The 24668-nt window shown below is 46.6% G+C and carries 16 protein-coding genes and 1 other annotated feature; of the genes, 2 read left to right on the top strand and 14 right to left on the bottom strand.

The annotated features are described in order from the left end of the window. Positions 1–56: 56 nt before the first annotated feature. The 3 genes from ACFQ2I_RS09785 to ACFQ2I_RS09795 all read right to left on the bottom strand — a co-directional run bounded on the left by ACFQ2I_RS09785 (position 57) and on the right by ACFQ2I_RS09795 (position 4286). Positions 57–1646, bottom strand: coding sequence for an S-layer homology domain-containing protein (locus ACFQ2I_RS09785; RefSeq protein ID WP_377563907.1), 1590 nt, complete (start codon positions 1644–1646; stop codon positions 57–59). Positions 1647–2206: 560 nt separating this feature from the next. Continuing rightward, the gene (asd, locus tag ACFQ2I_RS09790) at positions 2207–3298 is read right to left on the bottom strand and encodes an aspartate-semialdehyde dehydrogenase (RefSeq protein WP_377563908.1); all 1092 of its coding nucleotides are present in this window, start codon (positions 3296–3298) and stop codon (positions 2207–2209) included. 114 nt (positions 3299–3412) lie between these two features. After that, positions 3413–3685 (bottom strand) — a binding site (T-box leader). A gap of 112 nt (positions 3686–3797) precedes the next feature. Then, complete coding sequence (locus ACFQ2I_RS09795) at positions 3798–4286, bottom strand: MarR family winged helix-turn-helix transcriptional regulator (RefSeq protein WP_377563910.1); 489 nt, start codon at positions 4284–4286, stop codon at positions 3798–3800. Positions 4287–4407: 121 nt separating this feature from the next. Between ACFQ2I_RS09795 and ACFQ2I_RS09800 the strand changes: the two genes are divergently transcribed. Beyond that, positions 4408–4995: an NAD(P)H-dependent oxidoreductase gene (locus tag ACFQ2I_RS09800; RefSeq protein WP_377563912.1), complete on the top strand. Its 588-nt coding sequence runs from the start codon at positions 4408–4410 to the stop codon at positions 4993–4995. Between the two features lie 90 nt (positions 4996–5085). Here ACFQ2I_RS09800 and ACFQ2I_RS09805 read toward each other — a convergent pair whose 3' ends face one another. From ACFQ2I_RS09805 to ACFQ2I_RS09825, 5 genes are all read right to left on the bottom strand, one after another. Next, a complete protein-coding gene (locus ACFQ2I_RS09805; protein WP_377563914.1) occupies positions 5086–5634 on the bottom strand; it encodes a sulfatase/phosphatase domain-containing protein in 549 nt (182 codons plus the stop codon). A gap of 396 nt (positions 5635–6030) precedes the next feature. Beyond that, positions 6031–8322 carry a helix-turn-helix domain-containing protein gene (locus ACFQ2I_RS09810; RefSeq protein WP_377563916.1) on the bottom strand — a complete coding sequence of 764 codons (2292 nt, stop codon included), beginning with the start codon at positions 8320–8322 and terminating at the stop codon, positions 6031–6033. 65 nt (positions 8323–8387) lie between these two features. Then, positions 8388–9293 carry a carbohydrate ABC transporter permease gene (locus ACFQ2I_RS09815; RefSeq protein WP_377563917.1) on the bottom strand — a complete coding sequence of 302 codons (906 nt, stop codon included), beginning with the start codon at positions 9291–9293 and terminating at the stop codon, positions 8388–8390. 9 nt (positions 9294–9302) lie between these two features. Then, positions 9303–10217, bottom strand: a complete 915-nt coding sequence (locus ACFQ2I_RS09820) for an ABC transporter permease (RefSeq protein WP_377563918.1) — start codon at positions 10215–10217, stop codon at positions 9303–9305. Between the two features lie 15 nt (positions 10218–10232). Beyond that, complete coding sequence (locus ACFQ2I_RS09825) at positions 10233–11894, bottom strand: extracellular solute-binding protein (protein WP_377563919.1); 1662 nt, start codon at positions 11892–11894, stop codon at positions 10233–10235. Positions 11895–12122: 228 nt separating this feature from the next. Between ACFQ2I_RS09825 and ACFQ2I_RS09830 the strand changes: the two genes are divergently transcribed. After that, a complete protein-coding gene (locus ACFQ2I_RS09830) occupies positions 12123–16943 on the top strand; it encodes an Ig-like domain-containing protein (RefSeq protein WP_377563921.1) in 4821 nt (1606 codons plus the stop codon). Between the two features lie 252 nt (positions 16944–17195). Here the strand turns inward: ACFQ2I_RS09830 and ACFQ2I_RS09835 are convergent, their stop codons facing one another. The 6 genes from ACFQ2I_RS09835 to ACFQ2I_RS09860 all read right to left on the bottom strand — a co-directional run bounded on the left by ACFQ2I_RS09835 (position 17196) and on the right by ACFQ2I_RS09860 (position 24631). Next, entirely contained in the window at positions 17196–18665 is a 1470-nt protein-coding gene (locus tag ACFQ2I_RS09835; RefSeq protein WP_377563922.1) for an arylsulfatase, read from the bottom strand. Positions 18666–18712: 47 nt separating this feature from the next. Then, on the bottom strand, positions 18713–19540 hold the full coding sequence (locus tag ACFQ2I_RS09840; RefSeq protein WP_377563923.1) for a carbohydrate ABC transporter permease: 828 nt from the start codon (positions 19538–19540) through the stop codon (positions 18713–18715). A 16-nt stretch (positions 19541–19556) separates the two neighbouring features. Beyond that, a complete protein-coding gene (locus tag ACFQ2I_RS09845; protein WP_377563924.1) occupies positions 19557–20462 on the bottom strand; it encodes a carbohydrate ABC transporter permease in 906 nt (301 codons plus the stop codon). A gap of 86 nt (positions 20463–20548) precedes the next feature. After that, positions 20549–21949 (bottom strand): ABC transporter substrate-binding protein, encoded by a 1401-nt coding sequence (locus ACFQ2I_RS09850; protein ID WP_377563925.1) that lies wholly within the window; start codon positions 21947–21949, stop codon positions 20549–20551. 103 nt (positions 21950–22052) lie between these two features. Then, the gene (locus ACFQ2I_RS09855; RefSeq protein WP_377563926.1) at positions 22053–22868 is read right to left on the bottom strand and encodes a response regulator transcription factor; all 816 of its coding nucleotides are present in this window, start codon (positions 22866–22868) and stop codon (positions 22053–22055) included. Next, positions 22865–24631 (bottom strand): cache domain-containing sensor histidine kinase, encoded by a 1767-nt coding sequence (locus tag ACFQ2I_RS09860; RefSeq protein WP_377564246.1) that lies wholly within the window; start codon positions 24629–24631, stop codon positions 22865–22867. Before ACFQ2I_RS09860 ends, ACFQ2I_RS09855 begins: the two co-directional genes overlap by 4 nt. Between the last annotated feature and the right edge of the window lie 37 nt (positions 24632–24668).

Genomic DNA, 24668 nt, shown 5'->3' on the forward strand with positions numbered 1-24668 from the left:
CAGTATCATACGACCGCAATGACCTGATCAGCTTCTCCTCGTGAGCCAAGTGCTGGCTATTTCAGGTTTTCAATCATTCTCACAGCTATGACCAGCGCCTGTTCACGAGTAGCGCTCGCATAATTTTTCGCTTCTTCCGCAGGGGTCGTGGCACGTGGACTGAAGTTGTTGTTGCCTGTGCCTGCAATAATTCCGTTGGCGGCCATGAAATACACGCTTTCCTTCGCCCATGAAGAGATTTTCGCATCATCGGCAAAGGCCGCAGGCTTCGTATAGGACAGCTTGAATTGACCGTCGTTAGCCAATGACCACCCGGTTATCGTCGCTTTCTTGAATGCCCGCGTAAGCATGGTCGCAGCTTGCTCGCGATTAAGCAGCGCATTGGGCGCGAACCGGTCAGCCGAGAGGCCAGCAACGAGGTTGACGTTATATGCCTTTAATACCTCGATATCTTTTGTATCGTTGAATGGATTGTTCACGACCGGCAAAGCCGTACTACCAGAAAGACTTTCATATACTTTCACAGCCACTGCCGCGAATTCGGCCCGAGTGATCGGCTTCGTCAAGTCCTCGCCATACAAGGAGTCCGGAATGATCCCCATGCTGTCCGCTTTCTCCAGTTCCTTCGTCGCCCACACGGAAGCATCGGACCAGGCATCGCCATCCGCAAAATAGCTGTAGTTCGTATCGGGCTGCCCTTTCCCTGGAAGCAGCCATAAATCCTTCATTGAAACGGTCTGTCCCGCTGGGGCGATAACAAAGTCGTAGCTCTCCACATAGCCGTCCTTCGACGCCCGAAATGCATTCAATCCGGATACGACTTCAGCTGTAAATTGGCCATTCGGCCCCGTCTTCACGGTATTCTTCGTTCCCAGCACACGAACAGTAGCACCGGCCATCGGGTTCCCCGACTCATCCCTAACTACACCTTCCACTGTACTAATATAGGTCGAGCGGCTATAGTTCACCAGCAATTTGATAAAATCGATGGCAAAACCGTCACCCAGTCCGGTTGTTTCATTGATAGAGATTGATAGCGAACCCGAAGCAATTTCCGAATAGAACCTTTGCGGAACTTCAATTGAAATAATCTGTACGACCGGCCCTGTCTGGTCAATATGGTTCAGTACCTCTGAAATAAACGGCGCCTCCTTGCCGTTCAAGGTCACGGTAAAATCTGTCCCCCAGTTAATCGCCTGGAAATCATCCACGCATATTTGCAGCATCGCATTTTCCACTGCAATTCCCGACATATCGTAATTCAGTTTGACCGCTCTGGTCGTGGCTCCTGCGGCGTCCTGCTCCCACTGATAGGAGTAACCGTCCAACGACTCTCCTTTATAAGCTGTGCCAAGCATAATTCTGTCCGTTCCGTCAGCTGCGCCTTCACGCGGCTCCCACGGATAAGGATGAGACCACGTGTGCTCCGCCGTGAACGGATTCTCATCTTCGTAGAAACCGAAGCCTACATTATTGATTGAACCGGATCGCACCATTAACTCGGCTTCGCTGGTATTGCGAAGCGTTACCGACTCCAGATCCCAATCCCCGTTGTCCGGATCACTGATAGCCAGTGCTGATAACGGTGCAATAACTGCGCACAGCAACAATGCTAACATGAACATGCTTACAGCTTTCATTTTCATCTTCCATTCCTCCCGAACGATTAGCGGCTAGTATCGGCTAGTAGTATAAGTATATTCACCTGGAAGCATAATAGCACGGTCGATACTGATCCGAAATAAACATATATTATGATTATCAGCGTTTGCCACATGCCTTGCAGACAACCATCTAGCTACTTTCCTCGCTCCAACCGATGCCACATGCACTACAGACAACCATCTAGCTACTTTCCTCGCTCCAACCGATGCCACATGCACTACAGACAACCATCTAGCTACTTTTCACGCTCCAACCGATGCCACATGCACTACAGACACTCATCTAGCTACTTTCCACGCTCCAACCGATGCCACATGCACTACAGACACTCATCTAGCTACTTTCCACGCTCCAACCGATGCCACATGCCTTGCAGACAACCATCTAGCTACTTTCCGAGCCCCAACCGCTGCCACATCCACTACAGCCACAGCCACAGCCACGCGCACTTTCCTGCAGCAAAAAAAGCCGGCCAAGCCTCTCCGTGTAAGAGAGACTGACCGACCTTGCCTAAACTGATGCTTATTATAAATGCTTGCTACTATGCTTGTTTCGGCCCAATGTAACCTTCCGCCTTCAACAGCTCGGCAATCAGCACCGCCCCGCCAGCCGCGCCGCGAAGCGTATTGTGCGAGAGGCCGACGAACTTGTAGTCGTGCAGGGAGTCCTCGCGCAGTCTGCCTGCGGATACGCCCATGCCGCGCTCTACATCGCGGTCCAGATTCGTCTGGGGCCTGTTCTCCTCTTCGAAGTAAGTGATGAACTGCTTCGGCGCGCTTGGCAAGCCAAGCTCCTGTGGCCGCCCCGCAAAGCTTCTCCAGCGGTCCAATATTTCTTCCTTCGAAGGCTTGTTCTCGAACGAGACGAATACGGTAGCCAAATGGCCGTCCAGCACTGGAACGCGGATACATTGCGTCGTAATGAGCGGAGCGCTCGCCTTCACAATAGCGCCTTCTTCGATGCTGCCCCAGATGCGTAGCGGCTCCTGCTCGCTCTTCTCTTCCTCGCCGCCAATATATGGAATGACGTTGTCCAGCATCTCCGGCCAGTCGGTAAAGTTCTTGCCTGCGCCAGATATTGCTTGATAGGTGGATGCAACAACCGTCTTCGGCTTGAATTCCTGGAGCGCGTTCAGCATCGGCACATAGCTCTGAATGGAGCAGTTCGGCTTAACCGCGATGAATCCGGTGGACGTACCTAGACGCTTGCGCTGTGCTTCGATCACATCCAGATGCTCCGGGTTGATCTCCGGGATAACCATCGGCACGTCCGGCGTCCAGCGATGCGCCGAATTATTGGAGACGACAGGCGTTCCCGTCTTCGCATACGCTTCTTCCAGCGCCTTGATCTCATCCTTCTTCATATCCACTGCGCAGAAGATGAAGTCCACGCCCGCCGCCACTTCCTCCACCTTGGAAGCATCCTGCACGACGATCGATTTCACATCCTCCGGGATAGGCGTATCCAGCTTCCATCTGCCCTGCACGGATTGCTCGTACGTCTTGCCGGCCGAGCTTGCGCTTGCCGCAATCGCTGTCACCTTGAACCATGGATGTCCATCCAGCAGCTGCACGAATCGCTGCCCGACCATTCCAGTTCCTCCGACTATGCCTGCTCTCAATAATTGTGACATAACATTCATCTCCTCCTAATTCGTAGTCGTCTCTGCATCGTCTTTACCCTTATTACATGTGCATTATCCTGCTCCTGATACAAAAAAAATCCCACCCCTAAGACTGCCAACAGCCTCAGGGACGAGATATTGTTCTCGTGGTACCACCCCAGATTCACGCATATGTCGCCATATACGCCTCTTCGAGTACGGCGCTTCCAATGCGCGTATACTCTAGCTCTGTAACAGGAGCTCCTGGCACACCACCCCCCGCCGCTATCGATTGGCGACAGGTTCCGATGTGCTGCTCAGAGTCTTTCTTCAGTAAATTATTCTTTGCCCCTTCCCAGCTGCCGGAGCTCTCTGTGAAAGAATCCATCTACCTACTTCTCTCGTCATCGCATTTCGTTGATGATTATCTTAACAAATTCCCGCTCGAAGGTAAACCTTATTTTTCAAAAAAACTAAACTTTTTAAATTGCCAATTTGTACGTATTCCATCCATTACCGCTCCTTAAGCTTAAAGACGAAAGAAAGTCGCTTGCAGCAGCTTCAGCGCCTCCGTCAACTCCTCCCGCTTCTCCTCGGATATACCCTCTACCCGACTCATGAACTGCTCTCTCATATAGGCAAAAGCCTCGCTCATCCGTTCCAGTCCAAGCGGCGACAACGTAATATACTGCTTCCTCCCGTCAGCAGGATCATCCACTCGTTCGCACAACCCTTTGTCCGTCAGCTTCCTCAGCTCGCGGCTGGCATTGGGCATCGACAGACCCATGCAACTGCTAATCTGGCTCATCGTTAAAGGCTGCTCGACAGCCATATATTCCAATATGTCGTATTGAAGGCCCGTGACCTCCCGCAGCATCGGGTGCCCTTTCTTCACTTCATGCATTATCGTATGAAAAGCGTTGATGAACGAAAACAGCTCCTTGAATAGAGCGTCTTGGGAACTCGCTTCGATGCGGCCAGCCGTAATGATCAGGCCCTTGTCATTCTCCTGATGCATGATATCCACCTCCCTATCGCATAGTATGTTCATTTAGTTATCTAAAGATAATTATCATTTGACAACAAATTAACGGGCGTGCTACTATTTCATTATCAAATGATAACAAAGAAGGTGTCCTATGAAAACCCTGGTTATTTATACACATCCCAATCACGAGAGCTTGAACTACGCTTTCCTCCAGAAAACGCTACAAGGCATGAAAGAGAATCCTTATATTCAAGAAGTAAAAGTGCTGGATCTCTATGCGGAACAATTCAACCCTTCCCTTGTCTTCAACAAAGAGAAGAAGCGGCGCGATCTGCATCTGGAGCCAGAGCTGGAGAAGTATCGCGAGCAAATTACATGGGCGGATAAGCTGGTCTTCATCTACCCCATCTGGTGGGGACGCCCTCCCGCTATGCTGCTCGGTTATATCGATCGGCTGTTCGCCACGAACTTCGCTTACCGATATACGGGAGGGACGATGCCGGAAGGTCTGCTGAAGGGCAAATCCGTCGTCTGCATCTCCACGATGCAAGGACCCCCTCTATACACGTTATACTGGTTGTACAATTCACATAAAGTGCTTATGCGAAAAGCGCTGTTCCAGTTCGTAGGCATGAAGAAGGTGAAATTTTTCGAGTTCGGAAGCATGGAGAAGAAGAACGGGAAGCAAGCCGAGAAACTGGATAAAATTTATCGTTATTTCAAAACGCTTGCTTCATAATTATAAGCAAAGCCGGCTGACCGTCATTGACAGTCAGCCAGCTCTATCGCGAATCAGTGAAAGCTGCGGCAAGGCTCACTCCTCACCGAATCAGCCGCTAACCGCTTCAATACGCTTCTTATAATTGGGGGATGTCATGTATGGCTTGCCTGCTTGACTGACCAAACCCATCTCGTCGGTCAATCCTGCGTTCCGTGGAGCAAGCTCATCGATCAGACGCTGTCGCCACTTCAGCAGCTCCTGCTGCTTGTCTGGATGCGCCTTCAAATCGCACAGCTCCATCGGATCGCTCTCCAGATCGAACAGCTGCTCCTCATGCAGACGAGGCAGCCATACATATTTCATCTGTCCGTCGGTCAAATATTGCATTTCCTGCTCCTCCGCATAGCATGTGCTGTGTTCGCCGTGCACATACGAACGCCAGCCATCGCTTTTTCCCAGCATCAAATTCACCATGCTGCTGCCGTCAACACTATGAGGCACAGGCACTCCCGCCGCCTCCAGCACCGTCGGCATAATATCCTGAAGCGTTACCGGTTCATCGACGGTTTGCTTCTGCCGGCCGAAGGAAGCTGGCAGCTTGACGATCATTGGAATATGGGCAGATCCTTCATACGCATTGGGTCTTTTATTACGCATCTTTTTTATGCCTCCCGCTAACCTTTCTATTATTCATCAAAATCCGTGACATAGCTCTGACCAAGCCCATTTCCAGGATGGATGAATTACCAACACAGGCATGCTTGACGAAACGAGCAGATATGAGCATAAGATCTTGAATAACGGTTCGAATGCGCTGCCTAAATACGTTTTTCTTTCTGAATGGCGCATCATAATCGGTCAGTGCAGCCTGACTAACGAATCGCAGCAAGTATGGCTCGGTCGGTCGTTCTGTTACTTGGTAGACCATGCGGACGGGTTTGATGATTCTCTATAAAATAAGGAACTTATATCACGGATTCAGGTTTATATTAATGAAATTACTTATTCTGTACGGACTGGCACATCCATAGATTCAGTTATAGATACATTCATTTACTTTATTGTTAATTTATATTGCCCTGGCGTAATGCCTTCGTATTTTTTAAACGATCGTATGAGTGTATTGGCATTGGTATATCCTGTTTGTTCTGCAATATCATTAAGCGTCAGCTCAGCAGTCTGTAGCAGCTTTTTCACACAGCTTATTCTCAACTTCGTAATGTAGTCATGCAGACTAATACCTAAACGCTCTTTGAAAATTCTGGACAAATAAGCTCCATTCATACCGAAATGCTCTGCAATTGATGAAATAGACAAATTAGGGTCGGTATAATTCTGATTTACATATGTCGCTATTTCATCCTGAATGCCACTTTCCGTGTTACGATGTTTTTGCACCACAATACACATCCGAGTAAATACTTCCAGCAGCTGATGCATCATATCAGGCACGGTTGTGGATGCCAGCAGGTTGCTCAGTGCCTCATCCTTCGTGCGCGTCCACTCATCATTCCCCATATATGACAGTTCATCGCTAAGCTTGAGCGCTGTACTCATCATATCGAAGAAAAGACACTTGGCTAATGGGAGCGGCAGCCCTTCCTCAACGAACGTTTCTCCAATCATCTCTTTAATAATCAGCTGTACTTTTTCGTTATCACCCGACTTTACACAATTCATCAGCTTCTGTTCAATAGCCAACGAATAATGATAAGAGCTCGCCCTACTCGGCAAACGGGAATAAGTCAAGACATATCCAGCATTGGCAACTAGCAGAGCAGACTCAATAGCATGCTGAGCCTCTTCATAAGCGACAGAAATTTCCGAAATTCCATGATGCAAGTCACTAACACCTGCTATGAAGGAAATATTATATCGTTCCATCAAAAATGTGTTGGCGTGTTCCGCTACCTGCAGCATGAATGCTTCCGCTGCTTCTTCATCCTTTATGTTAGTGAAATTCACCAGGCACACTACATGTTCGTCCAAATCAACGATATGTCCTTGATGCTCGGACTTAATTAGTTCCTCCAATACATTAGTCACAATAAATGTAGTCGCCACCTGCAAGCGTGGTTGGTGAGCAGTATGTTCGGAACTAGAAGCCTCTATTCTAAACAACATAACGGCAAATTGCTCGGAGCAAAACTCCACAATACCTCCCGCTATCTTGTTCCATTCCACAATGGATTGTAGTTCCGAGCTTCCCACCTCCCAGTTGCCCTTTAATAACTTGTGAATCATACCAATTTGAAGCAAAGGTCTTTGTCCCTCCATTTTCAGTCGCAAATCATTATTTTCCAGTCTCACTCCAGAGATAGCTTCTTCAATGTATGCGAACTCATCAACTCTCCTCCGTTCTTTACGATCCTGTCTATCTAGCATGCCAATAATTCGGCTCACCGGCAAATATTGACGACGAACAAGCTTATAAGACAAAGGCAACCCGAGTATCATGCAAATAAAAATACTGGCTAATAATAAACGCTTCACCGTCATTACTTTTTCCAAAAATACATCTCTCGGAACAAGTGATACATATTTCCAATCTCCTCGCTCCGAAAGTCTAGACGATAGAACAAATTTCTTGCCTTGAATCGAACGCACGATCCACCCGTCCTTCGGTATGTCATCATATTTCAATTTTTTTGTATGTCCGGATGAAGCAATTAGCTGGTTTGAGGAATCTATAATTAGCATTTCCCCCCCATACACATCTAAGTTTAATAACTCCTGAAGCTTACTCTCAGCTACTACCAACACCAGTGTAGCACCTGCATCGAGACGAGAGGGTACTGATCGGGATAACAGGAGTGCCTTCTCCCTGCTTCCTCCTAAATGCACGGTCATAGGAACAACTTGTTGATGATGTGCTTGAATTAGCACTTGTTGTTTCCATTCGGAGAAGGACATTCCTTCATATCTATGTATTTGCTCATATAATACTTGCGCCTTATAAGTACCGCTCGGTGAAATGATCATTTCACTTTCATGAAAATACAAATAAATGTCGTATAATGACAGATGGGCTGAATAAAGCGTTTTCAATTGCTTTGAAAGCTGTACAACATTATAGCGTTCGAATTCCGTCAACGGATTGGTAGCTCCTAGAAAACCATTCACCTTGGAATCCAGCACCAACAATTGGTGAAGTACAGCCCAATCCTTAAGCTGAGCATCCGCTACTTGCCGGGTCTGTTCGATCAAGGCGCTATTGGTTCGTTTCACTTCATTATCTACAATTTTCTCCGCCTGTGTCATAACGACCACACTGACGGAAATGGGAATAAGGAGAATAAGAAGGTAGGAAAGCAGCCACTTCACAAAGATGCTTCTTCCTTCCATAACTATCCTCATAGTATCCCCACTCCCCTTAACATTTAATGTAAATGAAGCCAGTATAGCATAGTTTACTCCTTCAGTGCTCCTATCATTACTCCGCTAACGAAATATCGTTGTAGAAAAGGATAGATAAACAGAATTGGTACAGTTGTAATGATGATAGCCGCATATTTAATAGTAGCTGCTACACTAGCTTCATCTCCTTGCGGAACGGAACCTATCATTCGACTAGCATCATTCGCTATTAATATTTCCCTAAGCACAAGCTGCAAAGGAAAGAGATCACGATCACGCAAATATATCATAGCATTAAACCAAGAATTCCAGTGCTGCACCCCATAAAACAAAATCATGACCGATATGACTGGCATAGATAATGGCACAATGATACGAAACAGCAGTCTTAAATCACCTGCGCCATCCATACGTGCAGATTCCTCCAATTCATGAGGAATGCTTTGGAAAGATGTTCGCATAATAATCAAATGGAAGGTATTAATCGCAACAGGCAATATTAAGGCAAAACGCGAATCAAGTAATCCAATACCCTTTACCGTTAAATAGATCGGAATGAGTCCTCCTGTGAAAAACATCGTAAATACGACAAAGAACATAATGGCATTACGCCAATACAACCCTCTTCTGCTAAGCACGTATGCCCCGACAATGGTCAAAGATAAATTCACTGCAAGACCTATCACAAGTACAAAGATTGTGTTGGCGTAACCAGATAATATAATAGGATTCTCCAACACTCGTTTATAAGACTCGGGATTAAAACCTAGTGGCTTAAAGAGCAAACCTGAATGGCCCATCAACGCATTTGGTTCGCTTAACGAAGCGAACAGAATGTAAATGAAAGGGTATGCTGTTAGTGCGACTAGTAGGCACATACCTGTTATATTTATAACATCAAACAAAGCATTGCCAAATCCTTTATCGCGAATGGTTACTTCAACTTGATTTGATTTCATCGCTCTCACCTACCATAGACTGCTACCGCTTGATCGACGGCTTAACCAATTTGCTAAAATCAAAAGCATAAAATTAATGACAGAGTTAAACAAACCTACCGCTGCACTAAAGCTAAAATCCATTTCTAATATACCTCTACGGTACACATAGGTGCCTATAACATCAGCCGTCTCATAAATACTGCCGTTATAAAGTAGAATGATTTTTTCGAAGCCTACCTCCATTACGTTACCAATGCGCAAAATCAACATAATAATGATTGTTGGCAGTATACCCGGAATTGTGATGCTCCAAATGCGGCGTATTCTTCCTGCGCCGTCTACCTTTGCTGCTTCATACAATTGCGGATTAATTCCTGACAGAGCAGCTAAATAAATAATAGAACCCCATCCTACCTCCTGCCAAATACCAGAGCTTACAAAGATTGTTCGGAACCAGTTCGGATCCTGCATAAAGGCGATTCTTTCTCCTCCAAAAAATGAGACGATATCGTTAACTATGCCATTCAATGTCGTAAACTCCAGCATCATGCCGCATACGATCATCAACGATATGAAATGCGGCACATAGGACACTGATTGCACGACTCTCTTAAAAAATTTCTGCCGTAGCTCGTTGAGCATAAGTGCCAGCAAAATAGGCGCGGGGAACCCAAATACAATAGAGTACAAGCTTATAAGTAACGTATTGCGAATAAGTCTCCAAAAGTAAATACCATTGATGAAATCCTGAAAATGCTCAAAGCCTACCCACGAGCTGCCTAATACACCTCTCATCGGAGAAAAATCCTTGAATGCAATGACTACTCCATAAATAGGTATATAATGAAAAATAATATAGTACAGAAGAACAGGTACTGCCATAAAATAAATTATTTTATGCTTCCGAAAGTCATCAGTGATAAGCTTGCTGCGATTGACCATCTTTATCTTCCACCCCTAATTTCGGGCATTGTACCTATCCAATGCGCTTTGTTTAATGTCGATCGCCTCTTGTATGCCCAACTTCTCCAAGTTGGTAACGAATGCATCATAGTTACTGAAGCTTTCTGTACCCATTACGAATTTAATAAACATCTCATCCATATAGGTGTAAACATTCGACATAATTGTCCCATATTGCTTCGATTCCTCCGTAGATGGATGAACACTCGGTATTTGTCTTTCATTACTAGGCTTAGACCATTCAGTGAGCGCTTCTTTTTGTTCAGGGAAAATAAGTGTCTGCATGTAAGCGTCCTTGTCATTGATGAATGGAGATTGCGTCATCCGCAGCGTATAAAGCCCAAGTGCTTGTGATATAGAGTAGTCCGGATTATTTGTAATCTTATCGGTATATACTGGATTGCCATCCTTTATCTCATAACTTTCTCCCTCTACACCGAAGTTAGCAAGTAAGTGTCCTTCCTCACTAAATCTATAGTCGATCCAACGCACAATTGCTGCGGGATCCTTAGCGTTTGTCGTAATGACATAGCCCAAACCACCAAACACTGGCGATTGATAACCAAGCAACGGTTTGTCGCCACTCTTTAACACTGGAGTAGTAACAGGTACAAGTTTAAAAGCAGGATTACGCTCTTTCATAGCTTCTAAGTACGCCCCTAAACCGGAGGAAGCCCATCCAAGAAACGCACCTGCTTGCTCACCAGTTACTTTTGCATCCAAACTTTTTTTGTCAGTCGTTGCAAACTCAGGATCGATCAATCCTTCTTTGTACCATATATGCAAGGTTTCTAGGTATTCCTTATACTCTGGCTCCATCGGTCCATATTTCACTTTACCGTCCACCTGATAAAAATCTGTCGTAATCCCCCATGCTCCCACAATAAATCCAGGAAATTCTAGGCCTGATAACGCTCCTGGCTGATATCGTTTATGCGCCACGAACGGCAGCTCATCTGCTTCACCATTGCCGTTAGGGTCACTCTCCTTAAACGCTTTTAAAACAGCATACCAATCGTCAACTGTTTCTGGTGTAGACATACCAACCTTTTCTAGCCAATCAGCTCGTATCATCGCCCCGTGCGGGCTACGAATAGAATTATCCGGCGTAACGGTAGGTAGTATATAAATTTCCCCGTCATCTGTAGAAATTTGCTTTCGAATTTCAGGGTATTGCTCCATTAGCTTTTTGAAGTTGGGTGCATGTTGATCAATTAGATCATTTAATGGAAGAATCACTTTATCTTTAATCGCTGCCTCAGGTCCCCCTTTATACAAACCTCCCCACAAAATAACATCTGTGAGTTCATTGCCTGACACCATTAAATTGAAGTTTTCTTGTTCGGTACCAACAGCAGGATGAACCCACTCCAGTTCGACACCCGTCTTCTCTTGAAGGACCTGATGAGGAATAATATCATTGTAATCCTTAACAGCCGAGCTAAGTGCCCCGTTAATCCATGACCAAACACTAAATGTCATTGCCTCTTGTGGTAATGAAGGATCCTCTCCTTTGTTATCGTTAATCTCATTGGAGATGTTATCGTTAGGCGATTGATTACCTCCATTTGAACTCGAATTCGAGCAAGCAGTTAAAATTAGTAGCAATAAGATAAGCATCCCTAACAAACTAGATTTGAATGTAACCCTTTTCAATTTCAACACTCTCCTTTTACAAACAGAATTACGCCGGCGTCTATATTTCATATTAGCGTATGACAAATTTCCGAGTAAACCATCGATATATGACTTCCATCTTCAAATCATATGTTTGCATGCATCAAATACAAAATGGAGTATCCAGGTACCATATTGAAGATTTACTTTACAGAGAAACAACTTGTACAGTATATATGATTTTATTTCAAAAGGAGGTTATTTATAGTGAATCAATTTTCTCAGCAGCAAAGAAAGATTAAAAAAAAGATTTTAATCCTGCTTGCGGCCACATTACTTTTATCATTTCAAATGAACTTTTTGTCTCAACCAGTTGTACGCGCTGAAACAGCTAGTTCTATTTCAAATGGCAGTTTTGAAAGCGTTGTAACAAATACTCTAGGAAGCTACTGGCATATTGCACAAGCTGAGCATTGGAATGCATTTGTCTTCCATGGCACGCCAGAAATAACGGTTTCAAATGCTGTGTACCATTCCGGTACTCACGCATTGCATGTGTCTTCAGCTGTTACAGGCAGAGCTGCAGTCTTTCAGGATATTACTGGACTCACGCCAGGACAATTGTATAAAGTGAGTAGCTGGTTAAAGACGGCTGACATTCAATCCGTGAACGGAGCATTTATAAGGCTTGCTTTTTTTGATGCGAACAATCAAATACTAGGCGATCAGCCTGTATATGGTAGGCTAACAGGTACAAACGATTGGACCTATGAAGAGGGGATCGTACAGCTTCCCGATCAAACCGTCCGAGTTCGCTTGGAGGCTATGTTCGATAGTGGCACAGGACAGGCCTGGTTCGATGATGTCAATTTCATCGCTTGGACACCCGTTCAGGATATTTCCCTTTCCTCCACTCTAATAGAGATGAGTACAGGAACGTCTACCGTTTTGCAAGCTGAAGTTATCCCAAGCCATGCGACTGATCATACGATTTCATGGTCTACCTCCGATCCCTCCATCGCAACTGTACTGAACGGTGTCGTAACCGCACACTCGTCCGGTCAAGCTATTATTACAGCCCAATCAGCAGACGGTGGACATAGTCGAACTGCGCTTGTCTCTGTAGACAGTCCCGTCGTTCCTACGGATGGAGTAGAGCTTGAGCCTAAAAGGCTGCTACTCCCTACAGGTAGTTCCTTTACGCTGGACGCTCTTTTCACGCCTCCTCAGGCAACAGACCAGCGATTGAATTGGTTATCCTCTGATGCTACAGTTGCTTCGGTAGCAGACGGAACGGTGTCTGGTGTCACCCCCGGATCTGCCGTTATCACCGCTGAAACGGTGAATGGCGGGCATAGTGCCTCTACCCATGTTCAAGTTGTTGAAAATTTGCTAACAAACGGCACCTTCCAGGCAACGGCTCCTCCTACAGAAGGATGGACCACTGCTTCGCCAGTCGGCTGGAACCGCTACGCTTGGAATAATAGTACACCTCTTATGACTGTGAGCGATACCGTTTACTATGAGAGCGGAAGTGCACTGCATATCGATGCAGCTACCACCTCAAGAGTTGCAGTTTATCAAAATGTAACCAATTTCACGCCTGGACAGTGGTTAAAGCTCAGCGGTTGGATAAAGACGACCAACCTGCAATCCGTAAACGGGGCATTAAACGGGGCATTTATTCGAATCAACTTTATGGATTCAAATAATCAATTGGTAGATAGCTCTTCCATCGGCCATTGGACGGACACGACAGACTGGGTAAAAGTTGAAGACATGGTGCAGGCACCGGCATCCGCCGCGCGTATAAACATCGAGCTATTATTCGACAATGCTACAGGCTCTGCATGGTTCGACGATATTCGGCTTATGCCATGGACATCTGTTGAAAGTATGCTGCTCCACATGCCAGCCACAAGCTTGCAGGTCGGGCATAATATAATTGCAAGTGCGACAATATCCCCATCATCCGCTACCGATTCGAGGGTTCGCTGGTATAGCACTGATCCGACAGTGGCTGAAGTCGATCACGACGGTGTCATTACTGCGCTTCAGCCCGGAATAACAGCCATTCGAGCAGTGAGCGAAGATAGTGGTGTATCGGATACTGCTGCGCTCATTGTTGGTTCTAACTCCAACGTTACACTGAACGATGTTCAAGTACAGACACCATTCACCACCCCTGCTGAAGGCATACTCAGCGGTACAGCTAATCAAGGCAATCCATTAAGCTATTATTTATTATCGCCTCCTGCATCAGGAACAGCTGAAGTGCTTGAAGACGGAACATGGCAGTACACACCTCCCTTCAGCTTCCAGGGAAGCGATCACTTCCTCGTATACGCAACTGATGGTAACAACTACGATGCAGCAAAAATAGTCGTCGATGTTCAGCCACCTGCTTATCTTCTGAATGACTTCAGTAGTATGCATGCCAGATTACATCTAAATACAGCACGCATAGCAGCATTAAAGCAGGCCATCGCGCCGGGGGGTTCACATAACAGCCTCTGGATTACTTTAAAGGGTGAAGTGGACCAGCGTATAAGCTCACCACCTCCAGCGTATTATGTCAGCAGCTCTGATGAAGAAGGATGGCAACGCGCAGTAGGAGAGACGATTACGTTAATTTCTTTTGCGTACTTGCTAACAGATGACCCTGTTTACCTGAACGCAGCTAAAGATTGGGCCGTCACTGCCAGTCAATATCCTACTTGGGGACGCGGATATGCAGAGAATGCAGATCTCGCCGCCGGGCATTTACTTTATGGACTGGCCACCTTCTACGATTGGCTCTATGATGACTTAGATGCACAGACACGAACAACTGTAAAGAATGTGCTGCTGGAGCGAGGTAATATCATGTACCAAGCAGCCATACGTGATGATGGATGGAAGTGGACCGAGCATTATTTACAAAACCATATGTGGGTTGCGACAACGGGATTAACAGCAGCAGCACTTGCCCTATATGACGAAGACACCAGCGTGCTTCCATGGATCGATATTTCTTTGGATAAAATACTAAAGACGATGGATGTGCTAGGCGAGGATGGTGCCACGCATGAGGGGTACAGCTACCAGCAGTACGGTTTGGAATACTTGCTGAAATTTATGGACCTTTCAAGAAAAATGATGAATATTGATCTGTTCCGTAACACTTGGTTTAAAAATGCTGTAAAATATCAAATTTATATGGCAACGCCAAAAAATAGTTGGGTTTTTCCAGAGAATCATATCGATATAGCCGATGACGTACGCGTCAATTGGTATGGCCCTGATTATTTACTTCACGTGCTCGCTGCAGAATACAATGATGGTCACGCGCAGCGTATGGCTCGAGAGGTGTCAACTATGTCCGCTCCTTCATCTCTCTGGATGGGCTTACTTTGGTATGATCCCTCCTTACAGGAAGAGCCTGCCAGCATTCAACCTACATTGCATCACTTCGATGATATCGGCATTGTCTCTGCACGTTCAGATTGGTCGGGAGACGAATCACTTATTGCCTTCAAAAGCGGCCCTCCATTAGGGCATAAAGCGATGGATATAAGTGATCCGCTGAAGGACTGGGGCTCATGGCATGTGCATCCGGACGCCAATCATTTTGTTTTCCATGGCAATGGAGAGTGGTTGCTGCGCGATGACGGTTATGCCTACAAGCATACGAGCAATCATAATACGCTGCTTATCGATGGACAGGGTCAATTTGGCGAAGGAAAGATAGGATTTACTGCAAGGGAGTTACAGCAGCGTAAAGCCAAACCTACCATTTTGAAGGCTGAGTACGGCCCTATCGTAGACCATATTATCGGTGAGGCTTCCGAAGCTTATCCAACGAGCAAAGGGTTAACTAAATATAAACGACACCTGCTATATGTGAAGCCAGATATACTTATCGTCGTAGACGATATTGAAACTACAGAGCCGCGCGAGCTGGAGCTTCGCTTCCATCCTGCATCACAAAATGCTTTTTCAATGCTGGACGGATCCATATATATTCCAGGACAGCAGACTAAACTGCGTGTAACGCCGCTCACTGAAACTGTCAGCGATACGGCAGCCGTGTATGCACCTTCCTACAATAGAAGTAATACGGCAGAGGATAAGCTTGCCATTCAAGTAAAGAATAAGGGACAAAGTAGTTGGAAGAACGCCATTGCCTTCACATACTCTGACATGCAGTACGCCCCTGCTCCCGTTACTTGGACAAATAATGGTGATGAATGGATATTTGAAGCTGGAGACTATGAAATTACACTTAATCTAGTTACCAATGAAGTTCAAGCAAGTATGCTGGATTCAAGCTCGTATCCGCCTAGCTCTAATGCCAGCTTAAGCAACATTTTACTGAATGGTAAACCCATTACAAGCTTCCAATCAGAGACGTTATCGTACAATATTCCACGCACTTGGAAAACGCCTGAAGCAAACTTACTTGCCATTCCGCAAGACCTTGGTGCCAATATCTCGGTTGCTCCTGTCAACGGTATAGCAGAGCAATATCAGATTAATGTTATATCGGCAGATGGAACCACTACTAAAAATTACATCATCAATATTGAAGAAACAAATCTACTCAGCTTCGCCTCGGTAACCGCAACAGGATCGTCTGCTTTTCCGCTTTTAAATTTGTACGACAGTAATCCCGATACCGCATGGTCTGGGTTAAACGGTGGCGATAGCACGGACATTATATTCAACCTTGGTGAGGTTCGACTCATTGATCGCGTGGCAATCGACTGGTATTTGGGAGACCAAAGACAATACAACTTCAATATCGACTTGTCTATAGATGGACAAACATGGAATCAGGTATGGAGCGGACCTAGCAGCGGCACGCTGCCCACTGAAGAAGTGTACGACATCATCGATGAGCCTGCACAATACATCCGGATTCGCGGCAATGGTAATACTAAGAGTGCATACACTTCCATCTATGAGGTGAGCGTTATAGCCGCAAATAGTGGGTTCCCGACGGATGACGAGGACGATGATGATGATGAAAACGACGACGAACATGATGACGAGGACGAGGACGACGACGACGACGATGATGATGAAGAAAATGAAAGTGATGATTAGTACATGAAGATAAGCACTTCTCATTTAATCTTGAGTCAGTGCACATCTGAATATGCGTAGAAGATACGATTGAAAAAAACAAATCAACAATCCTGCGTTTCTACGATTTATTTAATCATGGCATTTATAAAACAAGTGGAGATCAATCATATTGATTTCTCCACTTGTTTTAAATTTACCGCCTGAATAGCCCATTAACTGTATTATGAAAATGTCTTATGCAGGAACAAATGATTATCTTGCATTATTTGTTTATCGACCTACTTTCGCTTCGGTGCGCAGCTTGTAATACGGAGATATCAAGTATGGCTTACCTGCTTGACTGACCAGACCCGCCTCATCCGTCAAACCAGCGTTCCGTGGAGCAAGCTCATCGATCAGACGCTGTCGCCACTTCAGCAGCTCCTGCTGCTTGTCTGGATGCGCCTTCAAATCGCACAGCTCCATCGGATCGCTCTCCAGATCAAACAGCTGCTCCTCATGCAGACGAGGCAGCCATACATATTTCATCTTCCCATCGGTCAAATATTGCATTTCCTGCTCCTCCGCATAGCATGTGCTGTGCTCGCCGTGCACATACGAACGCCAGCCATCGCTCTTGCCAAGCATCAAATTCACCATGCTGCTGCCGTCAACACAATCCGGAACGGACACTCCCGCCGCCTCCAGCACCGTCGGCATAATATCCTGCAGCGTTACTGGCTCTTCGACGATCTGCTCCTGCCGGCCGAAGGAGGCTGGCAGCTTGACGATCATCGGGATATGGGCAGATCCTTCATACGCATAAGTTTTCCGCCATAGATGGTGATCGCCGAGCATGTCCCCGTGGTCAGACATGAACATGATCATCGTATTGTCCATCAGACCATTTTTGTTCAAGTACATGAGCAGCCTTCCGATTTGATGATCGATATGATGAATCAAGCCGTAATACCCCGCACGGGCCCGATGAATTTCTTTTTCACTGCGCTTGCCCCGCCAAGCGAACGGCTTCCTTGATTCTACCGGATCGTCGTGCCGCTCCGCCCAGTCGCCCACTGCCGGCATCGGAAGCTGCTTGTTCAAGTACAGATTGAAGTAAAATTCCGGCGCATCATAAGGCGAATGCGGTCTGGCGAATGATGTCTTCAGAAAGAACGGTTGATTGGGATCGCGCCGCTCCAAAAATGCGATCGATTCATTCACCGTCCAATTGCTTGGATGCAGAAACTCAGGAGCATGATACGGTCTGGCCATCCATGAATTCCAATCGATGCCGTGATCCGTTATGCCGTAATCGCCTGTCTTGTGCTGATCGAACCATCTTTTATAATCGGATACGAATCCAGGATCCTCCACACGTCCCGATTCATCCAGTACCGTATGATGGAAACCATTAAGCGATCTCTGCGGATGAAAGTGCATCTTTCCAATTCCCTGCGTATGATAGCCGGCTTTGGCCAGTTCGCCTGGCAATGTGTGGGGAAAGCCTGTACCCATCCCGCCTTGTCCCGCTCCCATGCCAAGAATGCCTGTCTGCCACGTATTCATGCCTGTCATCAGACATGCTCTGGCCGGAACACAAGATGGACTCGGGGTGTAAGCATGCTTGAATACCGTGCCTTGCGAAGCCAGCCAATCGAGATTGGCCGTTTCAATACAATCGTTCCCATAACACCCCAGCGTATCCCATCGCTGTTGGTCCGTCATAATCAGCACAATATTGGGTCTTTTATTACGCATCTTTTTTCAGCCTCCCGCTAGCAAGTCTATTGTCCAACTTTCATCTGTTAACCTTTGACACCAGTCATAGAAATCCCTTCAACGAAGTATCGCTGCAGGATAACAAAAGCGGCAATAAGCGGAATAACCGACAGCGTTGCCGCCGCCATCATCTGCGGATAATTGGTCTCGTATTCGCCGACGAAATTGGCAATCGCGATCGACAACACGTACATTTCCGATGAGTTCGTCAGTACGAGAGGCGCTAGGAAGTCGTTCCATGCCGCCATAATGACGAAGATGGACAACGATACGAGTGCAGGCCCCGAGAGTGGAATGTAAATCTTCCAGTAAATGCGGAATAGCGAGCAGCCGTCCATTCTCGCAGCTTCATTAATTTCATGAGGAACGGACATGAAAAACTGTCTCAGCAGAAAAACACCAAATGCGCTTGCGATGCCCGGTATGATAAGCGCTTGGTACGTATCCAGCCAATCCAAGTCCCTCATGAGAATATAAGTAGGAATAATGACAATCTGATTCGGGATCATCATGACAGACAAGATGAGCAAGAAGATGACGTTCTTCCCTGGGAAGTACAGCGTCGCGATAGCATATGCCGCCAACGAGCATAGAAGCAATTGACCGACAGTACGACATACAGTGACAATGATCGTATTGAGATAATTTAACGCAAAGAATGTATTCTCATTAAACATAACGTCGACATAGTTGGTAAACATCCATCTATCTGGTAAAATCGTCGGCGGAAACGCCATCGATTCCGCCATCGTTTTGAACGAAGTGAGAAGCATCCATGCGAAGGGCAGAAGCATGACGATGGAGCCCGCTATCAATACTAGATGAATAAACCGCTTGTTAGATTTTACAGCCATAAGTCATACCTCCTGTTTAATAATGTACCCACCGCTTTTGCCATCGCATCTGAATCAGAGTAATAATCATAATGATAACAAACAACAACACGGCCTGTGCGGAAGCATAGCCCATATTGAAATTAATAAATCCTTGCTCGTAAATGCCGTATACCATCGTTCGAGCAGTTTCCAGCAGCGTCGAATTCCCGTTCGTCATGACGAAGATCAGATCAAAAACTTGCAACGTTGAAATAAGTGAAATGACGAGCAAAAAGAACAGACTTGGCGTTAACAACGGAAGGGTAATGCGGAAAAACTTATGCACGGGGGAAGCCCCATCGATTTCCGCCGCCTCATAATACGACCCTGATATTCCTTGGAGACCAGCTAACAAAATGACGACGTTATAGCCGATATTGGACCAGACAGCGACAAGTGCGATAGACAGCATAATAAACGCCGGATCTGTCAGCCAGTTCGGTTGTGGAAGCTGCGCGTAGCCGAGCAAGATATTGATCAGGCCAAAATCTGAATTGTACATCCACTTCCAGATGACTCCAACGGCAATCATCATGGTAACGACAGGGATGAAGTAGATCGTACGGTACATGGCTAATCCTCGGATTTTCTGATTTAATAACACTGCCGTAACCGTAGCCAACGATAGCGATAAGGGTATGCTGATTGCAGCCAGCAAGAAAGTATTCACGATCGATTTTAAAAATGCCTTGTCCTGCACTGCCTGGATAAAGTTATCTATCCCGATAAACCATTTGTCCGTAAGCCCGTTCCATTCGAATAATGACAGCCATAAGGATACGAAAGCCGGCATAATATGAAACCCGAACAAAATGAGGAAAGCAGGCAAAGTGAACAAGTAAGCCGCTATGGCTTCTTTTCGCTTTGCTTGCATCCATTTTTTTCGATTCGCAAGCATCATGTAGATCCCCCTCTTTAGATGTGAAAAACGCTTAACTCCAGTATAGAACTGGGGTTAAGCGTTTCCAATGAGGCTGTTTTTACTTTTTAGTGGTTTTTTATTCCCTTTCTTCGATTCTCATACTCCGCATCGGCATAATCTTCATGCGGGTTCCAGTACGGGAACCGCAGATCCTCCATTGAGATATCTTCACCCTGATTGCGTAGACGAGTGACATAAACCCCAAGCTGCTCATTTAATTTCTCATTCAAGCTGCGCAAGGTGAAATCCACGTCGTTCTCCGTCCGGTTAAACAACTTCTGCAACACATGAGCAATGCCGGGCTGTATGAAGGATGGTTCATCAAGGCTGGAAATATGCTTGAACAGCTGGACAAGCTCGGCATTGACGATTGCCGGCTCTGGTCTTCTGCGTAGCAAATGGTTATGGAACTCGGCCAACTCTGTGAACATGTCACTGGGATACAGCTCTGTACGATCATTTAATGCTTGGAACGGCGTCAACGCGGCCCCATGACGAAGCAAGGACTCATAATATAGCTCTTGTGAGAACAACTCCTCAATGACTAGCCCTACTTGCTGGGGATGCCGGGTCATCGCCGATACCATGTAGTCGTTCGTTGAATAGGCCGGACTATAGGCGAACACAGGTTTACTGCCGTCGCTTGTCGGCATAGGACCAATGCCTGTTGTCGCTGCGCCTCCCTCAAGCTCCAGCTTCCACGCCATCCTCGCATCTGCAAGTAGAAATGCGCTGTGGTTCATCATGAACAAGGAACGCGCCTCATCTTCCGAAATGGTATAGGACGACGGGTGCAACACGCTGCGCTCGGACAACTCGGCAACGATGCGTAGCGCTTGCTTCCAGGCGGCACCTTCAAAAGCATAAGCGCCACTGCGATAATCGAAGCCTGAGGCGACAGCAGGCTCGATGCCCGCAACGATGCCTTGCAGCATCTGTCTTACTTGCCCCGGTTCTCCACCGCCTATGAGCAAGCCATACTTCGTCCCGTCGCTTCCCTGACGTATGGTTTCACTGATCTGCACAAGCTCCTCCCATGTGCCGGGAACTCGCTCCGAATCCATGCCAGCCTCTTGCAACACGGTCTTGTTAACGTACAATACGACCCCAAGTTCCGGACCGATGCCAGGCCACGCATACAACTTGCCATCTACGATGTTGAATCTTACCGCGAACTCGCTGTCATCGAATTGGGAGATCCACCGCTCCGACACGATCTCATTGACGGGATACAGTAGAGATTGCGGCAAGAAAGACTGAAAATGATGTCCCTTAGGCGCCACGAAAATATCCGGTAAGCTGAGTGAACTAACTGCCTCGCGAATGGCGATATCATACTCATCCCAATGAAAGTAACGAACTTGTACCTCTATCTGACCGAGGAACCGTTGATTGACTTGACGCACAGACGCCATGCCGGGACTGTCTTCCCCCTCGAACAGATCGCTTGCGGTCCATATGGTCACGGTAATCAGATCTCGTTGTGAGGCGCTCTCATTCACTGGGGGCTGTTTATTGCTATCAAAGCAGCCTAAAACAAATGAAAGCATGATAAAGAGAAATAACGGCTTAATCCAAAAGAATCCCGACATGCTCAGCACTCTCTTCCTCTTGTTGATGCAGCCTGCGATATTCCGTCGGAGTCATGCTGATCACTCCCTTGAACATTTTGCTGAAGTGCTTTTCGTCTGTGTAACCTATTCTCGCCGCTATCTCGCTAATATTTAACCCTGTAAATCTCAGCAATATTTGCGATTTTCTTATGCGAACCTCTGTCAAATAGCGGGAAAACCCTTTTCCCGTTTCCGCCTTGAAGAGGCGGCTGAAATACGATGGATTGAAGCCATATTGCTCAGCTAACAACCCTACCGTTATATTCGACAAGTCTGCTGTCTGCAGCTCGTTCATAATTTTTTTTATGATATAGCTCCCTTTTTGACCTGAGGCTTCCCCCTCATCAAGCAATGCTCGCTGCTTATCTGTCACGCTCGACTGATTCAATTTCCGCTGCAGCTTGGACAACACAGCGGCAAGCTCCGAACGGTTAATCGGCTTGAGCAAATAATCCGACACGTCGTATTGCAAAGCCTTCTTCGCATATTCGAATTCACTATATCCGGAAATAATGACTGCCTCGATTGGCGATCCTGCAGCTCTAATCTCATGAAGCAATTCAATCCCCGTCTGCAAGGGCATCATTAGATCCGTAATGATCAAATCAAAGCGCTCCGAATCAAGCCGCTGCAGCGCTTGATGACCGTTGTATGCAAGGCTAGATACATAGAAATGCTCCGATACTTCATGAATCATATTTTTCAGACCCTCGCACATCCACTTCTCATCATCGACAATGAGCGTCTTGAACATGTCATCACGTTCCTTCATTCCGTATTTTCCTTGATGAGTGGGAACACAATATGCACAGTCGTCCCCTCATTCACCTTGCTGTCGATATGCAGCCCGCCTCCTTGGCCATAATGCAGATGAAGCCGCTGGGACACATTGCGCAGCCCGATGCCTTGACGAAGTTCCCCTTCCTCTACGCGATGATCAAGATTCGGCCTCAAGCTCGCTCTTACACGATCCAGCTCCTCCTCCGACATCCCGCTGCCGTTGTCTTGAATCCGAATATGCATCCGGTCGCCGGATCGATCGGCTCGGATAACAATCTTGCCTTGCTCCCGCTTATTATGAAATCCGTGCACCATGCAGTTCTCCACAATGGGCTGCAAGATCAGCTTTAACATTATGCATGACCTATAAGAAGGCGCCACATCAATGTCGCATTGGAAACGGTCAATATATCGCACCTGCAAAATGGACAAGTAAGCTTGCACATGCTGCAACTCCTGCTTCAGCATGACCGTACGTTCCCCCGTCATGCTATAGCGGAACATATCGGACAACGCATTGCTTACAGTTACAATTTCTCGGGCGTGATAAATCTCTCCAATGACTGTGATCGTATTCAGACTATTATACAAGAAATGAGGATTGATCTGCGCTTGCAGCGCTTGCATCTGCGCGTTTTGATGCAGCATCTTCAGCTTATATTCCTTCTCGCTGGCTGCATACACCTGTTCCTGGAACAATTTCAGCTGCACCAGCATCTGATTGAACCGCTTTCCTAATCTCCCGATCTCATCCGAACGGTTTTCACGGAAGCGTACCGTTAAATCGCCTTTTTCCACTTCCTTCATCATTCGTTCCATGCGGCGCAACGGCTTCGTCAGACTTTTGCTGAACCCTAATGCGGCCAGCACAATAAATCCTGTGGCGACGAGAACAAATCCGAACAGCTGAAAGCGGATTTGGTTATATCGTTCGATGAGCAGACCGAAGTCCAGCACATAGAGCACTTTCCACCCTGTCGATTCTGATGTATGGAAGCCGATCAGGCGATTGCCGCCTTCGGTTGGATGGGGAAAATAACCGGAAGACGTGCTGCGAATACGATGATGCAATGCCGGGTCGTGCAGAAAGCCCGCGCCCGGCTCCTTACGCCCCAGCCATTCATCGTAATTGGTCAAAATGAGGAATTCTCGCGCATCCCCGTTCGGAACGATTTTGCTGTAAAGCGTATCCGGGGAAAAGTCCAGTATGAGCATTCCGTTATTGCGCAGTCCTCCGAGCTCCTTTACATTGCTCGCAAAGCTTAACACTGGGCGACCGTCGACATAATCCTGCGGATGAATAGGCGAGAAGGCAGGTTTATAGTAGTACATCAAGTTTTGTAGCCAGTCCTGTTCATAGAACGGATAAGACGTATTCGCCACTGAGCGGGTGGCGCCATAGACGACAAATTCGTTGTCATTGACAAAGAAAATGCCTTCCAGATCGTCGCGAATGTTGCCGAGCAACGAGAATAGCTGCTTCGTCTCCAGCACCGACTGCACAGTCTCCGGGTCATAATCGCCTGGCATCCGGGTCAGTAATTGCTTGATATTGCTGTCATAGCGGATCATATTCGACGTTCTGATCAGTTCCGATACGTAGCTATCCAGCCTGTTCTTCGCCTGGCTCGATTGTTCGATCGCTTCCTTGCCAATTTCAGTTTCAAGCATGTTGATCGAATATTTATAGTAAATGGAAGCCATATAAAATAGCGGGATAAAGCTAACCGCGCAAAATACGGCAAACAGCTTCACAGACAAGGGCCAGTTTCTCATGTAGATCCTTTCGATT

This window comes from Paenibacillus chungangensis, from assembly GCF_042675905.1.
Lineage (GTDB): Bacteria > Bacillota > Bacilli > Paenibacillales > Paenibacillaceae > Pristimantibacillus > Pristimantibacillus chungangensis.

What these genes read in the sequence shown, in the direction of transcription:
- ACFQ2I_RS09815 (WP_377563917.1), bottom strand. Translation starts at nt 9,293, where the DNA reads ATGAAATCAAATCAAGTTGAAGTAACCATTCGCGATAAAGGATTTGGC.
- ACFQ2I_RS09800 (WP_377563912.1), top strand. Translation starts at nt 4,408, where the DNA reads ATGAAAACCCTGGTTATTTATACACATCCCAATCACGAGAGCTTGAAC.
- ACFQ2I_RS09845 (WP_377563924.1), bottom strand. Translation starts at nt 20,462, where the DNA reads ATGATGCTTGCGAATCGAAAAAAATGGATGCAAGCAAAGCGAAAAGAA.
- ACFQ2I_RS09820 (WP_377563918.1), bottom strand. Translation starts at nt 10,217, where the DNA reads ATGGTCAATCGCAGCAAGCTTATCACTGATGACTTTCGGAAGCATAAA.
- ACFQ2I_RS09840 (WP_377563923.1), bottom strand. Translation starts at nt 19,540, where the DNA reads ATGGCTGTAAAATCTAACAAGCGGTTTATTCATCTAGTATTGATAGCG.
- asd (WP_377563908.1), bottom strand. Translation starts at nt 3,298, where the DNA reads ATGTCACAATTATTGAGAGCAGGCATAGTCGGAGGAACTGGAATGGTC.
- ACFQ2I_RS09785 (WP_377563907.1), bottom strand. Translation starts at nt 1,646, where the DNA reads ATGAAAATGAAAGCTGTAAGCATGTTCATGTTAGCATTGTTGCTGTGC.
- ACFQ2I_RS09810 (WP_377563916.1), bottom strand. Translation starts at nt 8,322, where the DNA reads ATGGAAGGAAGAAGCATCTTTGTGAAGTGGCTGCTTTCCTACCTTCTT.
- ACFQ2I_RS09805 (WP_377563914.1), bottom strand. Translation starts at nt 5,634, where the DNA reads ATGCGTAATAAAAGACCCAATGCGTATGAAGGATCTGCCCATATTCCA.
- ACFQ2I_RS09835 (WP_377563922.1), bottom strand. Translation starts at nt 18,665, where the DNA reads ATGCGTAATAAAAGACCCAATATTGTGCTGATTATGACGGACCAACAG.
- ACFQ2I_RS09855 (WP_377563926.1), bottom strand. Translation starts at nt 22,868, where the DNA reads ATGAAGGAACGTGATGACATGTTCAAGACGCTCATTGTCGATGATGAG.
- ACFQ2I_RS09795 (WP_377563910.1), bottom strand. Translation starts at nt 4,286, where the DNA reads ATGCATCAGGAGAATGACAAGGGCCTGATCATTACGGCTGGCCGCATC.